At 69.4% G+C, this 18,126-nt stretch carries 16 protein-coding genes and 1 pseudogene; 5 read left to right on the top strand and 12 right to left on the bottom strand.

Features of this window, described 5'->3' with window-relative positions; genetic code table 11:
* A partial coding sequence (locus tag JHN63_RS40530) for an alkyl hydroperoxide reductase (protein WP_200690119.1) occupies window positions 1–514 on the bottom strand: 514 nt, incomplete at its 3' end.
* 6 nt (window positions 515–520) lie between these two features.
* Window positions 521–1,072, bottom strand: coding sequence for a peroxiredoxin (locus tag JHN63_RS40525; protein WP_200690118.1), 552 nt, complete (start codon window positions 1,070–1,072; stop codon window positions 521–523).
* 134 nt (window positions 1,073–1,206) lie between these two features.
* Between JHN63_RS40525 and JHN63_RS40520 the strand changes: the two genes are divergently transcribed.
* From JHN63_RS40520 to JHN63_RS40505, 4 genes are all read left to right on the top strand, one after another.
* Window positions 1,207–2,163 carry a LysR substrate-binding domain-containing protein gene (locus tag JHN63_RS40520; RefSeq protein ID WP_200690117.1) on the top strand — a complete coding sequence of 319 codons (957 nt, stop codon included), beginning with the start codon at window positions 1,207–1,209 and terminating at the stop codon, window positions 2,161–2,163.
* 197 nt (window positions 2,164–2,360) lie between these two features.
* The gene (locus JHN63_RS40515) at window positions 2,361–3,272 is read left to right on the top strand and encodes a MarR family transcriptional regulator (protein ID WP_200690116.1); all 912 of its coding nucleotides are present in this window, start codon (window positions 2,361–2,363) and stop codon (window positions 3,270–3,272) included.
* A gap of 69 nt (window positions 3,273–3,341) precedes the next feature.
* Window positions 3,342–3,701 (top strand): roadblock/LC7 domain-containing protein, encoded by a 360-nt coding sequence (locus JHN63_RS40510; protein ID WP_200690120.1) that lies wholly within the window; start codon window positions 3,342–3,344, stop codon window positions 3,699–3,701.
* A gap of 4 nt (window positions 3,702–3,705) precedes the next feature.
* Complete coding sequence (locus JHN63_RS40505) at window positions 3,706–4,134, top strand: hypothetical protein (RefSeq protein WP_026150674.1); 429 nt, start codon at window positions 3,706–3,708, stop codon at window positions 4,132–4,134.
* A gap of 30 nt (window positions 4,135–4,164) precedes the next feature.
* Here JHN63_RS40505 and JHN63_RS40500 read toward each other — a convergent pair whose 3' ends face one another.
* The 5 genes from JHN63_RS40500 to JHN63_RS40480 all read right to left on the bottom strand — a co-directional run bounded on the left by JHN63_RS40500 (window position 4,165) and on the right by JHN63_RS40480 (window position 9,134).
* A complete protein-coding gene (locus JHN63_RS40500; protein ID WP_200690115.1) occupies window positions 4,165–6,504 on the bottom strand; it encodes an ABC transporter permease in 2,340 nt (779 codons plus the stop codon).
* Window positions 6,501–7,193 (bottom strand): ABC transporter ATP-binding protein, encoded by a 693-nt coding sequence (locus tag JHN63_RS40495; protein WP_200690114.1) that lies wholly within the window; start codon window positions 7,191–7,193, stop codon window positions 6,501–6,503. Before JHN63_RS40495 ends, JHN63_RS40500 begins: the two co-directional genes overlap by 4 nt.
* On the bottom strand, window positions 7,190–7,714 hold the full coding sequence (locus JHN63_RS40490; RefSeq protein ID WP_200690113.1) for a PadR family transcriptional regulator: 525 nt from the start codon (window positions 7,712–7,714) through the stop codon (window positions 7,190–7,192). Before JHN63_RS40490 ends, JHN63_RS40495 begins: the two co-directional genes overlap by 4 nt.
* A gap of 239 nt (window positions 7,715–7,953) precedes the next feature.
* Entirely contained in the window at window positions 7,954–8,211 is a 258-nt protein-coding gene (locus JHN63_RS40485; protein ID WP_200690112.1) for a hypothetical protein, read from the bottom strand.
* Window positions 8,208–9,134, bottom strand: coding sequence for an SPFH domain-containing protein (locus tag JHN63_RS40480; protein WP_200690111.1), 927 nt, complete (start codon window positions 9,132–9,134; stop codon window positions 8,208–8,210). Before JHN63_RS40480 ends, JHN63_RS40485 begins: the two co-directional genes overlap by 4 nt.
* Window positions 9,135–9,349: 215 nt before the next feature.
* On the opposite strand from JHN63_RS40480, the pseudogene JHN63_RS40475 reads away from it, so the two are divergent.
* Window positions 9,350–11,606, top strand: a pseudogene (locus JHN63_RS40475) (transglycosylase domain-containing protein).
* A 77-nt stretch (window positions 11,607–11,683) separates the two neighbouring features.
* On the opposite strand, the gene JHN63_RS40470 reads toward JHN63_RS40475, so the two are convergent.
* From JHN63_RS40470 to JHN63_RS40450, 5 genes are all read right to left on the bottom strand, one after another.
* Window positions 11,684–13,141, bottom strand: coding sequence for a catalase (locus JHN63_RS40470; RefSeq protein WP_200690109.1), 1,458 nt, complete (start codon window positions 13,139–13,141; stop codon window positions 11,684–11,686).
* A gap of 97 nt (window positions 13,142–13,238) precedes the next feature.
* Window positions 13,239–15,338, bottom strand: coding sequence for a SpoIIE family protein phosphatase (locus tag JHN63_RS40465; RefSeq protein WP_200690108.1), 2,100 nt, complete (start codon window positions 15,336–15,338; stop codon window positions 13,239–13,241).
* A gap of 289 nt (window positions 15,339–15,627) precedes the next feature.
* Window positions 15,628–16,320 (bottom strand): DUF402 domain-containing protein, encoded by a 693-nt coding sequence (locus JHN63_RS40460; RefSeq protein WP_200690107.1) that lies wholly within the window; start codon window positions 16,318–16,320, stop codon window positions 15,628–15,630.
* A 72-nt stretch (window positions 16,321–16,392) separates the two neighbouring features.
* Window positions 16,393–17,796 carry an aspartate ammonia-lyase gene (locus JHN63_RS40455; protein WP_200690106.1) on the bottom strand — a complete coding sequence of 468 codons (1,404 nt, stop codon included), beginning with the start codon at window positions 17,794–17,796 and terminating at the stop codon, window positions 16,393–16,395.
* Between the two features lie 112 nt (window positions 17,797–17,908).
* On the bottom strand, window positions 17,909–18,126 hold a 218-nt coding region (locus JHN63_RS40450; protein ID WP_200690105.1), incomplete at its 5' end, for a hypothetical protein.

Below are 18,126 nucleotides of genomic sequence, written 5' to 3'. Positions count from 1 at the left end.
CCCCCTCCAACGTCACCCCCACCGCCTCCACCACCGCCGCGATCTTGAACGCCTCCTGGATCACGTCCCGTTCGACCCCCGCCTTGCGCAACACCTGCTCGTGGGAGTCAAGACACATCCCGCACCCATTGATCGCGGACACGGCGAACGACCACAACTCGAAGTCGACCTTGTCGACCCCGGGGTTGCCGATGACGTTCATCCGCAACCCGGCCCGCAGGTTGCCGTACTCATGGTCGGACAGCAGATGCCGCGTCCGGTAGAAGACGTTGTTCATCGCCATGATCGCGGCGGCGGACCTGGCCGCGGTGTACGCCTCGGCCGACAGCCGAGCCTTCGCCTCCGGCGCCAACTCCCGCAGTACGAGCGGCGATCGGGACGCGATCGCCGTGGCGAGAACCGTGCCCCACAACTGCTGCGCCGGCAGCTCGGAGTTGCCGATGACCGAACCCAGGTTGAGCCTCAGGTCCTTGGCGTAGTCCGGTATGGCGGACTTCAGGGCGTCCAGTGACATCTCAGGTCACTTCCCGGCGAGCAGCGCGCCCGCGTCCAGCGTCGCGTCGCCCTTGGTCCAGTTGCACGGGCAGAGCTCGTCCGTCTGGAGCGCGTCGAGGACCCGCAGGACCTCCTTGGGGTTACGGCCGACCGAGCCCGCGGTCACCATGGAGAACTGGATCTCGTTGTTCTGGTCCACGATGAACACCGCGCGCTTGGCGAAGCCGTCCTCGCCCTCGATGCCGAGGTCCCGCATCAGCTCGTGCCTGGAGTCGGCCAGCATCGGGAACGGCAGGTCGCGCAGGTCGTCGTGGTCCTTGCGCCAGGCGTGGTGGACGAACTCGGAGTCGCCGGAGAAGCCGAGCACCTGGGCGTCACGGTCGGCGAACTCGTCGTTCAGCCTGCCGAAGGCGGCGATCTCGGTCGGGCACACGAAGGTGAAGTCCTTGGGCCACGCGAAGACCACCAGCCAACCCTCATAGGTCTTGTGGGTGATCTGCTCGAACTCCTTGCCCTTCTCCAACGAGACACAGGCGGTCAGATCGAACGACGGGAACTTGTCACCGACAGTGAGCACTGGCTCTCCTTGCAGCGGAAAACACCCCAGCGGAATGGGTGTTTCGCGTGGGTTGGTCGGCTCCGATCCTGGCACAACGTGCATTGATTGTGGAAATAGCTACACTGGGTCGTGTTGATCGGAGGCGGTTATCAGTGACCGTTAGTAATACGAGTAAGAGGCGCCAGCCCAGCCTGGCCCAGTTGCGCGCCTTCTCCGCGGTCGCCGAGCATCTGCACTTCCGGGACGCCGCCGCCGCGATCGGCATGAGCCAGCCCGCCCTGTCCGGAGCCGTCGCCGCGCTGGAGGAGACCCTCGGCGTCACCCTCCTGGAGCGCACCACCCGCAAGGTGCTCCTCTCGCCCGCCGGCGAGCGGCTCGCCGTACGGGCGAAGGCGGTGCTGGAGGAGGTCGGGGCGCTGATGGCGGAGGCGGAGGCCGTGCGGGCCCCGTTCACCGGGGCGCTGCGGCTCGGGGTCATCCCGACCGTCGCGCCGTATCTGCTGCCGACCGTGCTGCGGCTGGTGCACGACCGGTACCCGGACCTCGACCTCCAGGTGCACGAGGAGCAGACCGCGAACCTGCTCGACGGGCTGACCACCGGACGGCTCGACCTGCTGCTGCTCGCCGTGCCGCTCGGGGTGCCCGGAGTGGTCGAACTCCCGCTGTTCGACGAGGACTTCGTGCTCGTCACCCCGCTCGGCCATCCCCTCGGCGGGCGCAGCGGCATCCCGCGCGAGGCGCTGCGCGAGCTGAACCTGCTGCTCCTGGACGAGGGGCACTGTCTGCGCGACCAGGCCCTCGACATCTGCCGGGAGGCGGGGCGGGCGGACGCCCCCGTCACCACGACCGCGGCCGGGCTCTCCACGCTCGTGCAGCTCGTCGCCGGCGGGCTCGGGGTCACCCTGCTGCCGCGCACCGCCGTACGCGTCGAGACGACCCGCAGCGAGCTGCTCCTCACCGGCTACTTCACCGAGCCCGCCCCGACCCGCCGGATCGCCCTCGCGATGCGCACCGGCGCGGCCCGTCGCGCCGAGTACCAGGAACTGGCCGCCGCCCTCCGCGAGGCTCTGCGACCGCTGCCGGTACGGGTGTTGGGGACCGGCAACTGACGGGCAAGGCCGGCGACTGACCCGCCCCCGTTCGGTCAAATGAGCGTCGGACAAAGGAAATCGAACGGCGGGAATTCTCAACTTCCGTCACCCGCAGGCAGGTAGGAAGAACCCCGCCGGAATATGCGCGCGGACTGATACACCTTCACCCCTCAGCGCTACACGTCAGGTGCGTGTACGAAAAGCCTAGGGGAGTGATGGCGGGCATTCGGGATTCCCTCGGCCGGGCCGGTCACGACCTGCTCGCGCACTCTCTCGCGGCCTGTGGGCGCGAGGAGTTCACCGGGGGACTGCGGGTGTCGGGCAGCCCCGGCGGCATCTTCCATCTGCGCGGCGGACTCGTCGTCGCCGTGGAGAGCCCGGGCGCTCCGGGACCGGAGGCGCTGCTGCTGCGTTCCGGGCGGATCGGCGGTGAGCAATGGGCCGATCTGGTACGGGAGTCGGGCGGCTCGCGCTGGCCGCTGGACGGGCTGATCGCCCACGGGTACGCGGGCGCCGCCCAGTTGCGGATCGTGTGTGTGCTGGCCCTGCACGACGCGGCCTTCGCGGTGGTCGCCGGAGACGTCGACGACTGCGAACTCGCCCCGGACGAGCGGCCGTTCGCCCCCGTCACGCTCGGCGAGCCCTCGGTCCGGCTGCTCCAGGACGCAGCCCGGAAGTTCGCCGCGATCACCGCGCTGCCGTATCCCGTGCGCCCCGACCGGGAACGTCCGCGGCCCCCGGCGTACGCCCTCGACGAGGCCGGACTCGGGCTGCTGCAACGGGAGTTGCTCGCCCATGCCGACGGCCGCCGTACCGCCCGCGATCTCGCGTTCCGTACCGGGCGCGCGGTCTACACCGTCACCGCCGAGGTCGCGCGGATGCTCGCCGAGGGACTGCTGGAGTGCGCGGACACACCCGTGCCGATCCCGGTGCGGGTGCCGCCCGGCGGGCTCGCCGTAGCGCGTCGTGAACCGGCGCCCGCGCCCGCGCCCGCGCAGTTCACCGCACCCACCGCCCTGCCCCGTCGGAATCCGGGTGCCAGCGGTATCACCGAGACTCTCGTCCCCGAAAAGAGCGGGGCGGGCTGGAAAGGGTTCTTCCGTATGCGGAACGGAACCTCGAAATGACCCTAGTGAACAAATGCGATCAGTTTTAGGGGAGTTGAGTAAGTGGATCACAAAGCCCTGGCACTGGAAATGCGCGAACTGCGGGAGAAGGTGGCCGGTGTCACCGACACCGCGCTCACGGCGGCCGACGGACTGCTCATCGCGGCCGACACCGCCGACACGATCGACCCGGAAGCCCTCGCCGCGCTGGCCGCGGCCGGCCTGGGCCTGGCCCGGCGCACCGCCGAGGCCACCGATCGCGGCACGCTGCGCCAGACGGTGACGTACGGCAGTCACGGCTGCGCCGCAACCTACGCCGTGGGCGACACCGCGCTGATGGTGGTGCTCGGCGACGAGGGGATGGACGTCGACCGGCTGCATCTCGCGGCCCGGCCGACGCTCGACCGCATCGAGTCGATCCTCACTGAGAAGGCATCAGAAGGAGTGTGAAGGGATGGCGACGAAACGTATGACCCCAGGATTCTCCGACCAGGTGATGGGCCTGGTCAAAACCCTCCGCACCGATGCCCCCGACTGTGTGGCCTCGGGTGTGGTCGACATGTCCACCGGCATGCTGCTGTCGTACGAGACCATCGACAACCACCCGCCAGAGGTCCTCGACCTGCTGGCGGGTGCGACCCTCGACCTGTTCCAGGGCCGGACGGTCGCGATGATCGAGGACGTCTTCAAGGAACGTCGCGGGATCACCAGCGACCACCACTACTTCCAGGAGATCCTCGTCAACAGCGAGAACCTCACCCATCTGTTCGTGCGGATGACCGAGCAACAGGACGTCGTCGCCGTGGTCGTCTGCCGCAAGTCGGTGAACGTGGGCATGCTGTTCGCCCAAGTCCGCCGCGTGGTGCGGGAGTACGGCCTCTGACCTGCCGGTGAGCGGACGGCTGCGGGCGGACTACTCCGTGCGCAGCCCGTCCGGCCGCATCATCCGCAGCAGCGGCGGCAGGCTCAGCACGGTCACCCCGAGCACGACCCCCGCGCCGATGCCGGACATCGCCAGCACGCTCGACCAGTCGATGCGCACCGAGGTGTCGGTCATCTTCAGCAGCACCGCGCCCAGGGTCATCCCCACCGCCGTGGCCAGCACCAGGCCGAGGCCGATCGGGATCGCCGTCTGCCACAGCACCGACAGGCTCAGCGTGCGCCGCCGGGTGCCGAAGGCGACCAGCGCCGACAGCAGCTTCTTGCGCTCCCGCAACTGCTCCAGCTGCGACACCAGCAGGCTCGCCCCGATGAGGAGGAGCACACAGCCGGCGCCGACGAACAGCCCGGTGCGGATCGACTTGAACTGCAGCGACTGCCGGGTGGACGTCAGCATGAACACGTCCGCCAGCGGGTTCATCCGCGCGGCGGTGTTGCGCACCTGGTCGCTCGCGTCCGCCACCGACGGGTCAAGCGAGACGAACACGTGCTGGTCCAGGACGTGCGCCGCGTTCGCGGGCAGCGCGCCCGACGTGATCAACAGACCGCCGCGGGCATAACCGGTCGGGTCCTCGCGCGGCTGTGCCGTCTTCAGACCCGCGGGCACCTTCCACGGCGTCGGCGTCGAGGTGCTCGACGACCCGTCCCACGCCGGGTCGAAGTACACCGTGTTGCCGGCCGTGGCCAGCTTCTTCGTCTCGGCGTCGTAGCTGCCGCGGACGATCCGGAAGATGTCACCGTCCCGGCAGGACGGCAGGCTCCCGACCTCGCGCAGTTCGGCGCAGCTGCCGACGGAGACCTCCAGCTCGTTGTTCGGGTTCTTCGCCCGCTCGCCGACCGAGGCCTGCGAGATGGCCGACGTACGGCGCACGCCCTCGGTCCGCGCCAGCCGCCGCCCGACCTCGGCGAGCGGAACGCCGCTGCCCACGGAGACCTCCATCTGGGCCCGGTTCACGTCGTTGCCGGTCTCCTTGGTGTAGTCGCCCTCGACTCCGGCGAACAGCATCTGCAGCGCGATCGCCCCGGCCACCGCGACCGCGATGCCGTTGACCATGCGGGCCGCCGTACCACTGCTCAACTGGAGCCTGCGGACGGCGAGTTGCCAGGACACCGAGCCGGAGTTCAGCCGGGCCACGGTGGCCTCGACGACCCAGGGCAGCAGGGCGGTGATGCCGACGAGCAGCAGGACCGTGCCGCCGGTCACCAGGTACTGGTTGAAGTTCCCGTTGGTGTTGCCCTGCCCGATCATCGGGTAGAGCATCGCGAGGCCGGCCAGCGGCATCAGCAGCCGCCACCACAGGCGGCGCCGCGGCGGCTTCGCCTTGCGGACCACGCCGAGCGGTTCGATGACGACCCCGCGCAGCGCGAGCAGTGTCACCAGCACGGCCGCGGCCGGTACGGCGACGGCGACCAGCAGCGCGAGTGCGGGCGACGGGTTGAGGTCGCTCGGGTACAGGCTGATGTCCCGCACCTCCAGCAGGGACGCCAGCTGCCGCCCGATGAGGAAGAACCCGGTGCCGAAGACGAGCCCGAGGAGCGCCCCCGCGAGCGCCTCGCCGCCCGCGATCCGGCGCGCCATCCGCCCGTCCGCCCCGACCAGCCGCAGTGCCGCCAGCCGGCGGTCCCGGCGTTCGCCGCCGAAGCGCACGGCCGCGGCGATGAACACGGCGACCGGCAGCAGCAGGACGACGAACACGATCAGGATCAGCAGCAGCAGGATCGGGTCGAGCTCGTCCGGCTGGGTGTTGGGGGAGGGCCCGAAGTAGTTGATGCGTTCGATATTGCTGCCGGACTGGAGCTGCTTGAGATCCTTTCCGCCCGCGTAGTAGGCGAGTTCGGCGGGCCCGATGAGCCCTGCCTGCGTGATGGTGCCGGTGACCCGGTAGGGCAGCCGCTCGCGCAGCAGCTTCCCGGAGTCGGACTTCAGGAGCTTCTCCAGCGCGGGGGAGACGACCATCTCGCCCGGCGCGGGGAACTTCGCGACCCCCGGCGGCAGCGGTGCCTCGGTGCCCTCGGGCTCCACCATCCGGCCGCGCACGTCCTTGTCGCGGAACGTGGTGTCCGAGTCGGCGATGACGAGGGTGTTGTCCGCCTTCGCCAGCTGCTTCCCGCTGTAGGTGAAGTCCTGCCGGGCGTTGCCGCGGTCGCTCCGCTGCGACAGCGCGTTCGGCAGTGCCGTGGTGAGCAGCAGCAGCGCCACCCCGAGCCCGACGCCGACAGCCGTCAGCCCGGCCCGCACCCAGCCCTCACGCCCGCCGCCGAAGGCGAACCGCATCCCCATGGCCAGGTCTCTTGCCCACTGACGCACGTTCATACGATCCGCTCCATGTCCCGGGACTTCCCGTCCCGTACGACGATCTCGCGGTCCGAGTAGGCGGCCACCCGCGCCTCGTGCGTGACCAGCACGACGGCCGCGTTCGTGGACCGGGCCGCCTCGGTCAGCAGCTCCATCACCCGCTCGCCGTTGAGCGAGTCGAGGGCGCCGGTCGGCTCGTCGGCGAACAGCACGCGCGGGCTGGTGACCAGCGAGCGGGCCACGGCGACGCGCTGCCCCTGACCGCCGGAGACCTCACCGGGCCGCTTCGTGGCCAGGTCGTCGACCTCCAGCCGCTGCATCCACTGCAGCGAGGCCCGCTCGGCCTCCTTGCGGGAGGTGCCGTTCAGCCGCAGCGGCAGCGCGACGTTCTCGACGCAGGTCAGCTCGGGCACCAACTGGCCGAACTGGAACACGAACCCGAACTCCGAGCGGCGCAGCGCACTGCGCTGGGCGTCGCTCATGGTCGCCATCTCCTGCCCGTTGTACGTGATCGAGCCCGAGTCGGGCGGCACGATCCCGGCGAGACAGTGCAGCAGCGTCGACTTCCCCGACCCGGAGGGTCCCATCACGGCGACGACCTCACCGGGATGGATGGAGAACTCCGCGCCGTCGAGCGCGGTCGTCGGCCCGTAGGCCTTGCGCAGCTCGTGAGCCGCGAGCAGGGAACCGGCGGGATGTGTCGTCACTTGGCCACCACCTCGGCGAGTTTGTCGAGGCGCGCGGCGGTGAGCTCCAGCCACCGCAGGTCGGCCTCCAGATGGAAGAGGGCGTGATCGCAGATGAGTTGGTCCGCGAGATCGCCCTTGCGCTTGCGGTCGGTCAGGATGCGCATGCTGCGCAGATGCTCGGAGCGCTGCACATCGAGGATCTCGGCCGCGTCGCGATGGGTGAGCAGCGCGAGGACGACCTTGGTGTAGAGCGCCGACTGCAGATACGGCTCGGGCTTCTCCGGCGTCGCGAGCCACAGCTGTACGTCGGTGATCCCCGCGTCGGTGATCGCGTACCGCTTGCGCTCGGGACCGCCGCCGGCCTCGATGCCGTCGACCTCGACGAGACCGTTCTTCAGCAGTCGGGACATCGTCGAGTAGACCTGGCCGTAGTGCAGCGGCCGGTCGTGACCGAACTTCTCGTCGAAGGCCCGCTTCAGGTCGTAACCATGACGCGGACCGGACTCCAGGAGCCCCAGAAGGGTGTGACCGATGGACATGCGGAGCACTCTACACACGGGGTATACCCGGGGTGTATACGCACGGTGTGTAGATCATGGCGGGGGGTGTGGATGTGCAGGTGGGGGCGGGTTGTCACGGTTCTGCTACACGGCGGGGATCTCTTGTCGGGGCGCGCACCACCAGCCCGTCCGTCTGTATGCGGGCCCGCACCATCAGCCGGTCCGTCTATACGCAGGCCCGCACCATCAGCCCGTCCGGCGTGTGAGGACGAGGCCTTTCAGGCCGACGGGGGTCTGGGGGCGGAGCCCCCAGGTGGCCGACCACGACGCGGCAGGGGCCCGGCCTCACCAGGGAGACGTCCCGCCTCCGCGAGAGCGCGCCGCAGCAGGAACTCGATCTGCGCGTTCGCGGACCGCAGGTCATCCCCGGCCCACCGCGCGATCGCCTCGTACACGGACGGGTCCAGCCGCAGCAGCACCTGCTTGCGCTGCTGCGGCCGTGGCTGCGGGGGCGTATCCCCGGAAGGATCTGTCACTGGTACAGGGTCCCGGTGTTCAGCACCGGCTGCGGTGCCCGGTCCCCGCACAGCACCACCAGCAGGTTCGACACCATCGCCGCCTTCCGTTCGTTGTCCAGCTCCACGATGTCCTGCTCGGTGATCCGGGCCAGCGCCGCCTCGACCATCCCGACCGCCCCGTCCACGATCTGCCGCCGGGCCGCGACGACCGCACCGGCCTGCTGCCGCTGGAGCATCGCCGAGGCGATCTCCGGTGCGTACGCGAGATGGGTGAAGCGGGACTCGATGATCTGCACGCCGGCCGCCGCGACCCGGGCGCTCAGCTCGGCGGCGAGCTTCTCGGTGATCTCCTCGGCGTTCCCGCGCAGCGAGAGCCCGCCCTCGTCGTGGGCGTCGTAGGGATACTCGATGGCGATGTGCCGTACGGCCGTCTCGGTCTGGGTGGCGACGAACTCGGTGTAGTCGTCCACCTCGAAGGTGGCCTGCGCGGTGTCGCGGACCTTCCACACCACGACCGCGGCCAGTTCGATCGGGTTGCCGTAGGCGTCGTTGACCTTGAGGACCGGGGTCTCGTGGTTGCGGACGCGGGTCGAGATCCTCGTGCGCGAGGTGAAGGGGTTCACCCAGCGCAGCCCGTCCTGCCGGATCGTCCCCCGGTACCGCCCGAAGAGCTGCACGACCCGCGCCTCGCCAGGCGCCACGGTGTTCAGCCCGCGCATCGCGATGATCGCGCTGAGGAAGACGAGGATGCCGCCGACGATCAGCGCGGCCTTGCCGCCGGGCGCGTCGACCGCGGTGGCGGCGGCGAGCAGTCCGGCGGAGCCGAACAGCCCCACCAGACCGAGGACGAGCGCGAGTCCGCCGCCGATGCTGTGCGCGGTGAACTCGCGCACGTGCGGGGCGGGCATGTCGGGCACGTCTGCGGGTACTTCGGTGGTCATGGTGATTCCCCCATATCGCGGTTCTAGCAATCTGATATCAGATTACCCCTTCACGACAACCCTCAACCCCTCTCGTACGTCGGTTCCATAGGGACGGGTGCTGATTCTCACGTCCGTAAAAGACAGGATCGGCAGACGTTTGTCACAACTGGCGGTGTTAGCTTTCTGAGCTGACTCGCAGCGACAACCGAGAAGGAAGCGGAGCAGACGGACTCATGGGACGAGCGGAAGAGCGACGAGCGCGCCAACGCGGTGGTCGCCGCGCGGCGCCCAAGACCCGCCGCTCGTCGAGGGCGGACACCACCGGCGCCACCGGCGCCAAGGACACCAAAGGTGCCAAGGACGGCAAGAGCTTCATACGCAGGCTCTTCACCTGGAAGAAGATCCTCGGCACGTTCCTGGGTTTCTGTCTCCTCGGCATCGGCGCGTTCATCGTGCTCTACATGATGATCAGCATCCCCGTGGGCAACGCGGACGCGAAGCTGCAGAGCAACGTCTACAAGTACAGCGACGGCAAGGTCCTGACCCGCAAGGGCGACGTGAACCGCGAGAACGTCGATCTCTCGCAGGTCCCCAAGCCCGTCCAGGAGACCTTCGTCGCCGCCGAGAACAAGACCTTCTACACCGACGCCGGCGTCGACCTCAAGGGCACCGCCCGCGGCCTGCTCAACACGCTGTCCGGCAAGGGCGCGCAGGGCGGTTCGACGATCACCCAGCAGTACGTCAAGAACTACTACCTGACGCAGGACCAGACCGTCACGCGCAAGCTGAAGGAAATGGTCATCTCGCTGAAGCTGGACCGCGAGAAGTCCAAGGACTACATCCTCGCCGGGTACATCAACACCAGTTACTACGGCCGTGGCGCCTACGGCATCCAGGCCGCCGCACAGGCCTACTACCAGGTCGACGCCAAGGACCTCACCGTCCCGCAGGGCGCCTATCTCGCCGCGCTCCTCCAGGCGCCGAGCCAGTACGACTGGCAGGCCGCGACCGACACCGGCCGGAAGCTGGTGCAGGCGCGCTGGAACTACGTCCTGGACAACATGGTCGGGCAGGACTGGCTGAGCTCCACCGAGCGCGAGGCCATGAAGTTCCCGATCCCCAAGGCGCCCAAGGCCGAGCCCGGCATGGCCGGCCAGACCGGCTACCTGGTGACCGAGGCCAACGCGGCGCTGGAGCAGCAGCTGATCTCCAGTGGTCAGGCCGCCAATGCCAAGGACGCCGAGACGCTGGTCAGCGCGGGCGGCTGGACGATCACGCTCAACATCGACAGGAAGAAGCAGGCCCAGCTGGAGAAGTCGGTCAAGTCCCAGCTGACCAGCAAGCTCGACGCCAAGAAGCGCAAGGTCGACGGCAACGTCCAGCCCGGCGCGGTGTCCGTGAACCCCAAGACGGGTGCGGTCGTGGCGATGTACGGCGGCGTGGACTATCTGAAGCACTTCACGAACAACGCCACCCGCTCCGACTACCAGCCCGCCTCCACCTTCAAGCCGGTGATCCTCGCCGCGGCCCTGGCCGACGAGGCCAAGACGCAGTCCGGAAAGACGATCACGACGGACACGCTCTACGACGGCACCAGCAAGCGCCCGGTGGTGGGCAGCGACATCGCGTTCGCGCCGGAGAACGAGGACGACCAGAACTACGGCAAGGTCACCGTCCAGACGGCGATGAACAAGTCCATCAACTCCGTCTTCGCTCAGCTCGGCGTCGACGTCGGCATGGACAAGGTGATGAAGACCGCCGAGCAACTGGGCATGGACAAGAAGGACTTGAAGGCGGTGCCCGCGCAGACCCTCGGCACCATGGGCGCGAGCCCGATGGAGATGGCCGGTGTCTACGCCACCTTCGACAACCACGGCAGGAAGGTCACCCCGGCGCTCATCAAGTCGGTCGCGCACAACACCCGCACGGTCACCATGCCGAACCCGATCGGCGCCCAGGTCATCCCGCGCGAGGCCGCCGACACGGTGTCCTCGGTGCTCACCGGCGTGGTCGACGACGGTACGGCGAAGGTGTCCGTGGCCGAGAACAGCAAGCGCGACGGGCAGCAGGTCGCGGGCAAGACGGGTACGTCCGACAACAACAAGTCGGCCTGGTTCACCGGCTACACGCCCGACCTGGTCACTTCGGTGGGCCTGTTCGGCGAGGGAGCGCCCGGGACCAAGCAGGCGAGCCAGCAGGTCACGCTGACCGGCGCGACCGGCCTGATCACCGCGGGCGGCGGCCGTATCAACGGTGGTGGCTACCCCGCGCAGATCTGGGCGACGTACATGTTCGGAGTGACCAAGGCGAACACCAAGTTCGACCTGGAGACCGACCAGGGCGCGGCCGTCGAGCCGGACTTCACACCGACGGCGACCCCGACCCAGTCGGCGTCGCGGACGGCGTCGCTCGGTGTCGCCGACGACCAGTCCGCCGGCGACACCGAGCGACGGTGACACGGACCAGCCGTTCGACCAGCTCGGCCAGTAGGCGGGTCACACGGAGAGAGGGCGCCCGGCACGTCGCCGGGCGCCCTCTCGTGTACCGCTGGGTGAACTCGCGTACCGCTAGGCGAAGTTCGCGGCGATCCGGTCGCCGAGTTCCTTGTCGACGTTGTGCCAGTACTGGAGGGCACGGTCGAGGACGGAGCGGGAGACGTCGGCCTTCAGGTGGCCGGTGATGTTCGAGACGAGCCGGTCGCGGGCCGCTTCGTCCAGGACCTCGCGGACCATCGTGCCCGCCTGCCCCCAGTCGTCGTCCTCGGCGTGCGACTTCGTTGCCTCGCGCACGAGTTCACCGGCCGTCTGCCAGCTCGCCGGGTCGCCGAACTGCCCGTAGTCGGCAGCGGGTCCGCCGTAGGAGTTCGGGGCGTACGGCCGTGCCGCGGTGGACGCCTCGTAGCGCATCGGGCCGTCCTTGGCGTACGAGTTGACCTGCGAGTGCGGTCGATTGGGCGGCAGCTGGGCGTAGTTGGGGCCGATCCGGTACCGGTGGGTGTCCGGGTAGGAGAACAGCCGGCCCAGCAGCATCTTGTCCGGCGAGGGGCCGATGCCCGGGACCAGGTTCGAGGGCTCGAAGGCGGCCTGCTCGATGTGGACGAAGTAGTCGTCCGGGTTGCGGTTCAGGGTCATGCGGCCGACGTCGATCAGCGGGTAGTCCCCGTGCGGCCAGACCTTCGTCAGGTCGAAGGGGTTGAAGCGGTAGTCCGCCGCGTCCTCGAACGGCATGATCTGGACCTTCAGGCTCCACCTCGGCGCGTTCCCGGACTCGATCGACTCGTGCAGGTCACGGCGGTGCTTGTCGCCGTCGGACCCGGCCAGTTCGTCGGCCTCCGCCTGCGTGAGGTACTCGACGCCCTGGTCGGTCTTGAAGTGGTACTTCACCCAGAACCGCTCACCGGCGCCGTTGATCCACATATAGGTGTGGGAGCTGTAGCCGTTCATGTGGCGGTACGTCTTCGGGATGCCCCGGTCGCCCATCAGCCAGGTCACCTGGTGTGCCGACTCGGGGGAGAGGGTCCAGAAGTCCCACTGCATGTCGTTGCTGCGCAGCCCGGTCGCCGGATGCCGCTTCTGCGAGCGGATGAAGTCCTGGAACTTGATGGTGTCCCGGACGAAGAAGACCGGGGTGTTGTTGCCCACCATGTCGTAATTGCCGTGTTCCGTATAGAACTTGAGGGCGAAGCCGCGCGGGTCGCGCCAGGTGTCGGGCGAGCCCTGCTCACCGGCCACGGTGGAGAACCGGGCCAGCATCTCGGTGCGTTTGCCGGGCTGGAAGAGGTCGGCCCGGGTGAACTGGCTGACGTCGTTGGTGACTTCGAAGAAGCCGTACGCTCCGCTGCCCTTGGCGTGCACCACCCGCTCGGGGACCCGTTCCCGGTTGAACTGGGCCATCTTCTCGATGAGGTAGTGGTCCTGGAGCAGGATCGGGCCGTCGGGTCCGACGGTGAGCGAGTGTTCGTCGCTCTCCACCGGAATGCCGACGTTGTTCGTGGTGTACGGAGTGTGCTGGGGTGCCTGCGTCACGAGCGTCCTCCTGTTCGGAAGAAAGTAGGTCGCTTTCGCTTCGCGTACCCCAGCAGTCAACTCCCACGCCGGGACCTCGGCAACTTTTGGACGAGGTCTAATTCCGGTTCAGTTCGAACCAGACCACCTTTCCGGTGCTCAGCCGCGTGGCTCCCCACCGACGGGCCAGTCTGTTGACCAGATACAGCCCGCGTCCGCCCTCGTCCGTGGCCCGCGCCTGCCGCAGCCGGGGCAGCTGGGGCACGTCGTCGCCGACCTCGCAGCGCAGCACGTCGGTGCGCAGCAAACGCAGAGTGACCGGCCGCGAGGCGTACCGCACGGCGTTCGTGACGACCTCGCTGACCAGCAGCTCCACCGAGTCGCTCATGTCCTCCATGCCCCAGCGGGCCAGCGCGCGCCGGGCCAGCCGACGGGCCTGGCCGGGCGCCGAGTCCTCCGGATCGAGGAACCAGTACGCCACATCGCTGGGCGCGATCCCGTCGAAGCGGGCGGCGAGCAGCGCGATGTCGTCGTCCCGGTCGCCCGGGCCGAGCATGTCGAGCACCTCGTCGCACAGGGCCTCGAGGGGCGGCGGGTGATCGGGTCCGGTGAGCTGCGCGACCGCGGCGAGCTTCTCGCGCAGCTGCTCTATCCCGGTCCACACGTCCCGCAGCCGCGACTCGACCAGCCCGTCCGTGTACAGCAGAAGGGTGGCTCCCGCAGGCGCGTCCAGTTCTACGGCCTCGAAGTCGACCCCGCCGACCCCGATCGGGGCGCCGGGCGGCACCCGTAGAACCTCGGCCCGGCCGCCCAGGTGCAGCAGCACCGGCGGCGGATGACCGGCGTTGGCGATCGTGATGCGGTGCGAGACCGGGTCGTAGACCGCGTAGAGGCAGGTCGCCATCCGGTCGGTGCCGAGGCGCTGGGCCTGTTCGTCGAGGTGGTGCAGGACCTCCTGCGGGGGCAGGTCCAGCCCCGCCAACGTCTGCGCGGTGGTGCGGAGTTGACCCATGATCGCGGCCGAGGTCATGGAGTGGCCCATGACGTCACCCACGACGAGAGCGACCCGGCTGCCGGGCAGCGGGATCGCGTCGTACCAGTCGCCGCCGACCCGGGCCGTCTCGGCGGCGGGCAGGTACCGGGACGCCAGCCGGACGCCGGTGGGGCGGGGCAGGGTCTCCGGGAGCATGGTGCGCTGGAGCTCGTCGGCGATGTACGCCTCACGGCCGTAGAGGACCGCCTTGTCGATTCCCAGGGCGCTGTGCGTGGCGAGTTGGGCGGCGACCAGGAGGTCGTCGGCCTCGAAGGCCATGCGTTCGGGGCGGCGCAGGAAGAGCGCGGCGCCGATCACCCGGCGCCGGCCGCGCAGCGGCGCGAGGATCGCGCGCTGGCCCGCGGGGACGATCAACTCGCCGCCCTCGCCGAGAAGTTCGGGCAGCGCGGCGCGGGCGGCCGGGGAGTCGGCGAAGACGGGACGTACGCCCCGCAGCACCTCGTTCAGCGCGCCGCCGGGGCGTACCTCGCACAACTCGGCGGTGACCGCGGACAGTTCGGAGGGCTGCTCCGGCTGTATCGCGGGCATGAAGCCGTTCTCCGTGTCCCGCTCCTCCGGGATCCGGTCGGTGCGGCGCAGGCGCAGCACGACGGGACCCGTGGGCCGTTCGTCGCCCACGGGCAGCGGGTCGCGCAGATAGACCAGGATCGCGTCCGAGAACGTCGGCACGGTCGCCCGGCACAGCCCCATGACGATCTCGTCGAGGTCGATGCCGCGGGCGATCCGCCGGGTCGCGGCGCCCACGAAGCGCAGCCGGTCCCCGTCCCGCCGCATCGGCATGGGACCGCCCGGAGGCAGCCCCTGACCCGTACGGCGCTCCTTGGCGGCGTCGGAGACCTCGCCGCCGCCCGGCTGGGCCGGGATGCCGTCGGGCGCGGGGCGCGGGCGATGGGTGTCGGGTTCGGCCGCCGAGGGCTGGGAGTGCTCGGAGCCGGCTGCGGCGGTATCGGGCTCGGGCTTCACAGGGCTACCTGTCGGGTCCTTCCCCTTGGCGCGGGACGTGCTCGTACCCGGCGCCGGAGGCGGCTCGCCGGTGCGTGCCTGTGCCGGTAAACCGGCTCCACCGGACGGCCTGGACGGCGTCGAGGTGTGCAGGAGCGCCCCGCGGGGGTCTGCGGGGTCGGCGCCGCCGGGGCGCTCGAAGGAGGTGGGGTGCTCCGTCACGCGTGTCGAATCCGTCCGTCCGGGACCGCACGCGATACGTGCGGTTCGTCCCGCTGAAATGCCGATACCCGGAATACGTGCCCCAGGAACGGGATTCCCGCGTGGTCAGAGGCTGTTGCTGTGCCACCGGTGGACCGGCGGCCCGAACCGCTGTTGCCCTGATACCCCTCGCTCACGTCCTGCCGCCCCTCGGTGACGTCTGGTCAGTCCCGGTCCATGCCCCGGGAGTTGTGCGGTGCCCTTGCGGAGGACGATCCTACGGTTGCGCACCGGGGGCGCATCAAGGGTCTCATGTGGACATGTGCGCGGGGGTGCGGTCCCAGTCCTCCGGAAGTGAAGGTACAGCCCAGGACGGATCCGGGCGCCAGTGCTGCCAGCCGTCCGCGAACGGAGCCCCCCACGCGCGGATCGTCTCGACCGCCGACCAGCCCGCTTTCCGTACCCGCTCGGCGAGTTGGGGATCCATCAGCCCGTCCCGCTGGGCCTGCGCGAACTCGTCCTCGTCGAGCCAGCGCCAACTGCGGTCCGGGTGAACGGAGATGTCCAGGAAGTGATCCACCGAGTCCACTCCGCCGTCCCAACGGAGCTGCGGTTCCTCAAGGTTCACGTACCAGTTCTTGAACTGCCATCCGGGTTCCCAGAAAAGCCACACCGACCAGGGCTCACCGGGCCGCGCCAGCTTCAGCACCCCGGTCCCGAACCAGTGGTCGCGCTGGACCGCGCGCGGCTTGGTGTACCGGGTCTCCAGCGGCTCCACGTGCACCGGTGTACCGTCCGCGAGCACCGGCTTCACACACTCGGTGCCGGGCGCCATCCAGACGGCGAGCAGCTCCTCGTCGTCGCGGACGACCGTGACGGGGCGCGCGATGTGGAAACGGTCGCCCGCGTTCTCCCGATAACGCCACAGGATCTGATCCCCGGGCGCCCAGAAGGCCGTAGACGTACCCGCTTCCACCGCTCGTACCGCTCCACCGTCTGTCATGAAGAGATATTAGGTGCCCCGGGCATACGACGCTGCGGCGCGCGTCACGGTTCTCGCCATGGCGACAATTGGTTACGGACGCGTCATCCGCAGGACATCGAGGGCTTCGTCGAGCTGCGCGACGGTCAGGTCACCGCGCTCCACATAGCCGTTCTCCAGCACCACTTGGCGGATCGTCTTCCGTTCCGCCAGTGCTTTCTTGGCCACCTTGGCGGCCTCCTCGTACCCGATGTACTTGTTCAGCGGGGTGACGACGGACGGCGACGACTCGGCGTACTCACGTGCGCGCTCCCGGTGAGCGACGATCCCGTCCACGGTCCGGTCGGCGAGCAGCCGCGAGACGTTGGCGAGCAGCCGAATGGATTCGAGCACGTTCTTGGCGATCACCGGCAGCATCACGTTGAGCTCGAAGTTGCCCGCGGCGCCGGCGGTGGCGACGGTCGCGTCATTGCCCACGACCTGCGCGGCCACCATCAGCACGGCCTCCGGGATCACCGGATTGACCTTGCCGGGCATGATCGAGGACCCCGGCTGAAGATCCGGCAGCGAGATCTCGGACAGCCCGGTGCGCGGCCCGGACGCCATCCACCGCAGATCGTTCGCGACCTTCGTCAGTCCTACGGCGATGGTCCGCAACTGCCCGCTGGTCTCGACGATCCCGTCCCGGGCACCCTGCGCCTCGAAGTGGTCCCGTGCCTCGGTGAGCGGCAGCCCGGTGACGAGGGCGACCTCCGCGATCACGGCGGCGGAGAAACCGGGCGGGGTGTTGATCCCGGTGCCGACCGCGGTCCCGCCGAGCGGCAGTTCGGCCAGCCGCGGCAGCGAGGCCTGCAACCGCTCGACGCCGTACCGCACTTGGGCCGCGTACCCGCCGAACTCCTGCCCCAGCGTCACCGGTGTGGCATCCATCAGGTGCGTCCGCCCCGACTTCACCACATCGGCGAACTCGACGGACTTGCGCGACAGCGCGCCCGCGAGATGCTCAAGGGCCGGGATCAGATCATGGATCACGGCCCCGGTGGCGGCGATGTGAATGCTGGACGGGAAGACGTCGTTGGACGACTGCGAGGCGTTGACGTGGTCGTTCGGATGCACCTCACGCCCGAGCCGCTCGGTCGCGAGGGTCGCGATGACCTCGTTGGTGTTCATGTTGGACGAGGTACCGGACCCGGTCTGGAACACGTCGATCGGGAAGTGCTCGTCCCACGCCCCGTCGGCGACCTCACGGGCCGCCTCCTGGATCGCCTCCGCGATGTCCTTGTCCAGCACGCCCAGTTCGGCGTTCACCTTGGCGGCGGCGCCCTTGATACGGGCCAGCGCCTGGATGTGGGCCCGTTCGATGCGCTGCCCCGAGATCGGGAAGTTCTCCACCGCCCGCTGGGTCTGCGCCCGCCACTTCGCGTCGACCGGAACCCGCACCTCCCCCATCGAATCGTGCTCGATACGGAACGCGCCCTCTGCCTGACCGTCGGCCATCGCCGATCACCTCCTGTGGGGACAGCATCGCGGACACGTCCCGTGTTCCCACGGCAGGCGACGGAAACGGAGTGTTCCGGGGTGGCCGGTTCGGGTGGTGGCGTGTTCCGGGTCAGCGGCCCGGGTCGGCGCAGACGGGCTTCCCGTGCACAGGTCTCGGAGGCGGGAGCACCCCCTGGCAAGCGCCGCCCCGGCAGGAGGCGACCGCCTGGTCCGTGTCGTGATCGAGGGCGTCGGTGGCACCGGCGGTCAGCGCGACGGTGGCGGCCATCGCGGCGAGGGCGAGGAGGGCGCGGGTGGGGGCACGCGGCCGGCGGGGTCGTACGGACG

The sequence above is a fragment of the Streptomyces sp. MBT65 genome (assembly GCF_016612545.1).
Taxonomy (GTDB): Bacteria; Actinomycetota; Actinomycetes; order Streptomycetales; family Streptomycetaceae; genus Streptomyces.
Note: the sequence above shows the minus strand (reverse complement) of the source record. Positions and strands in the feature narration are given on the sequence as shown.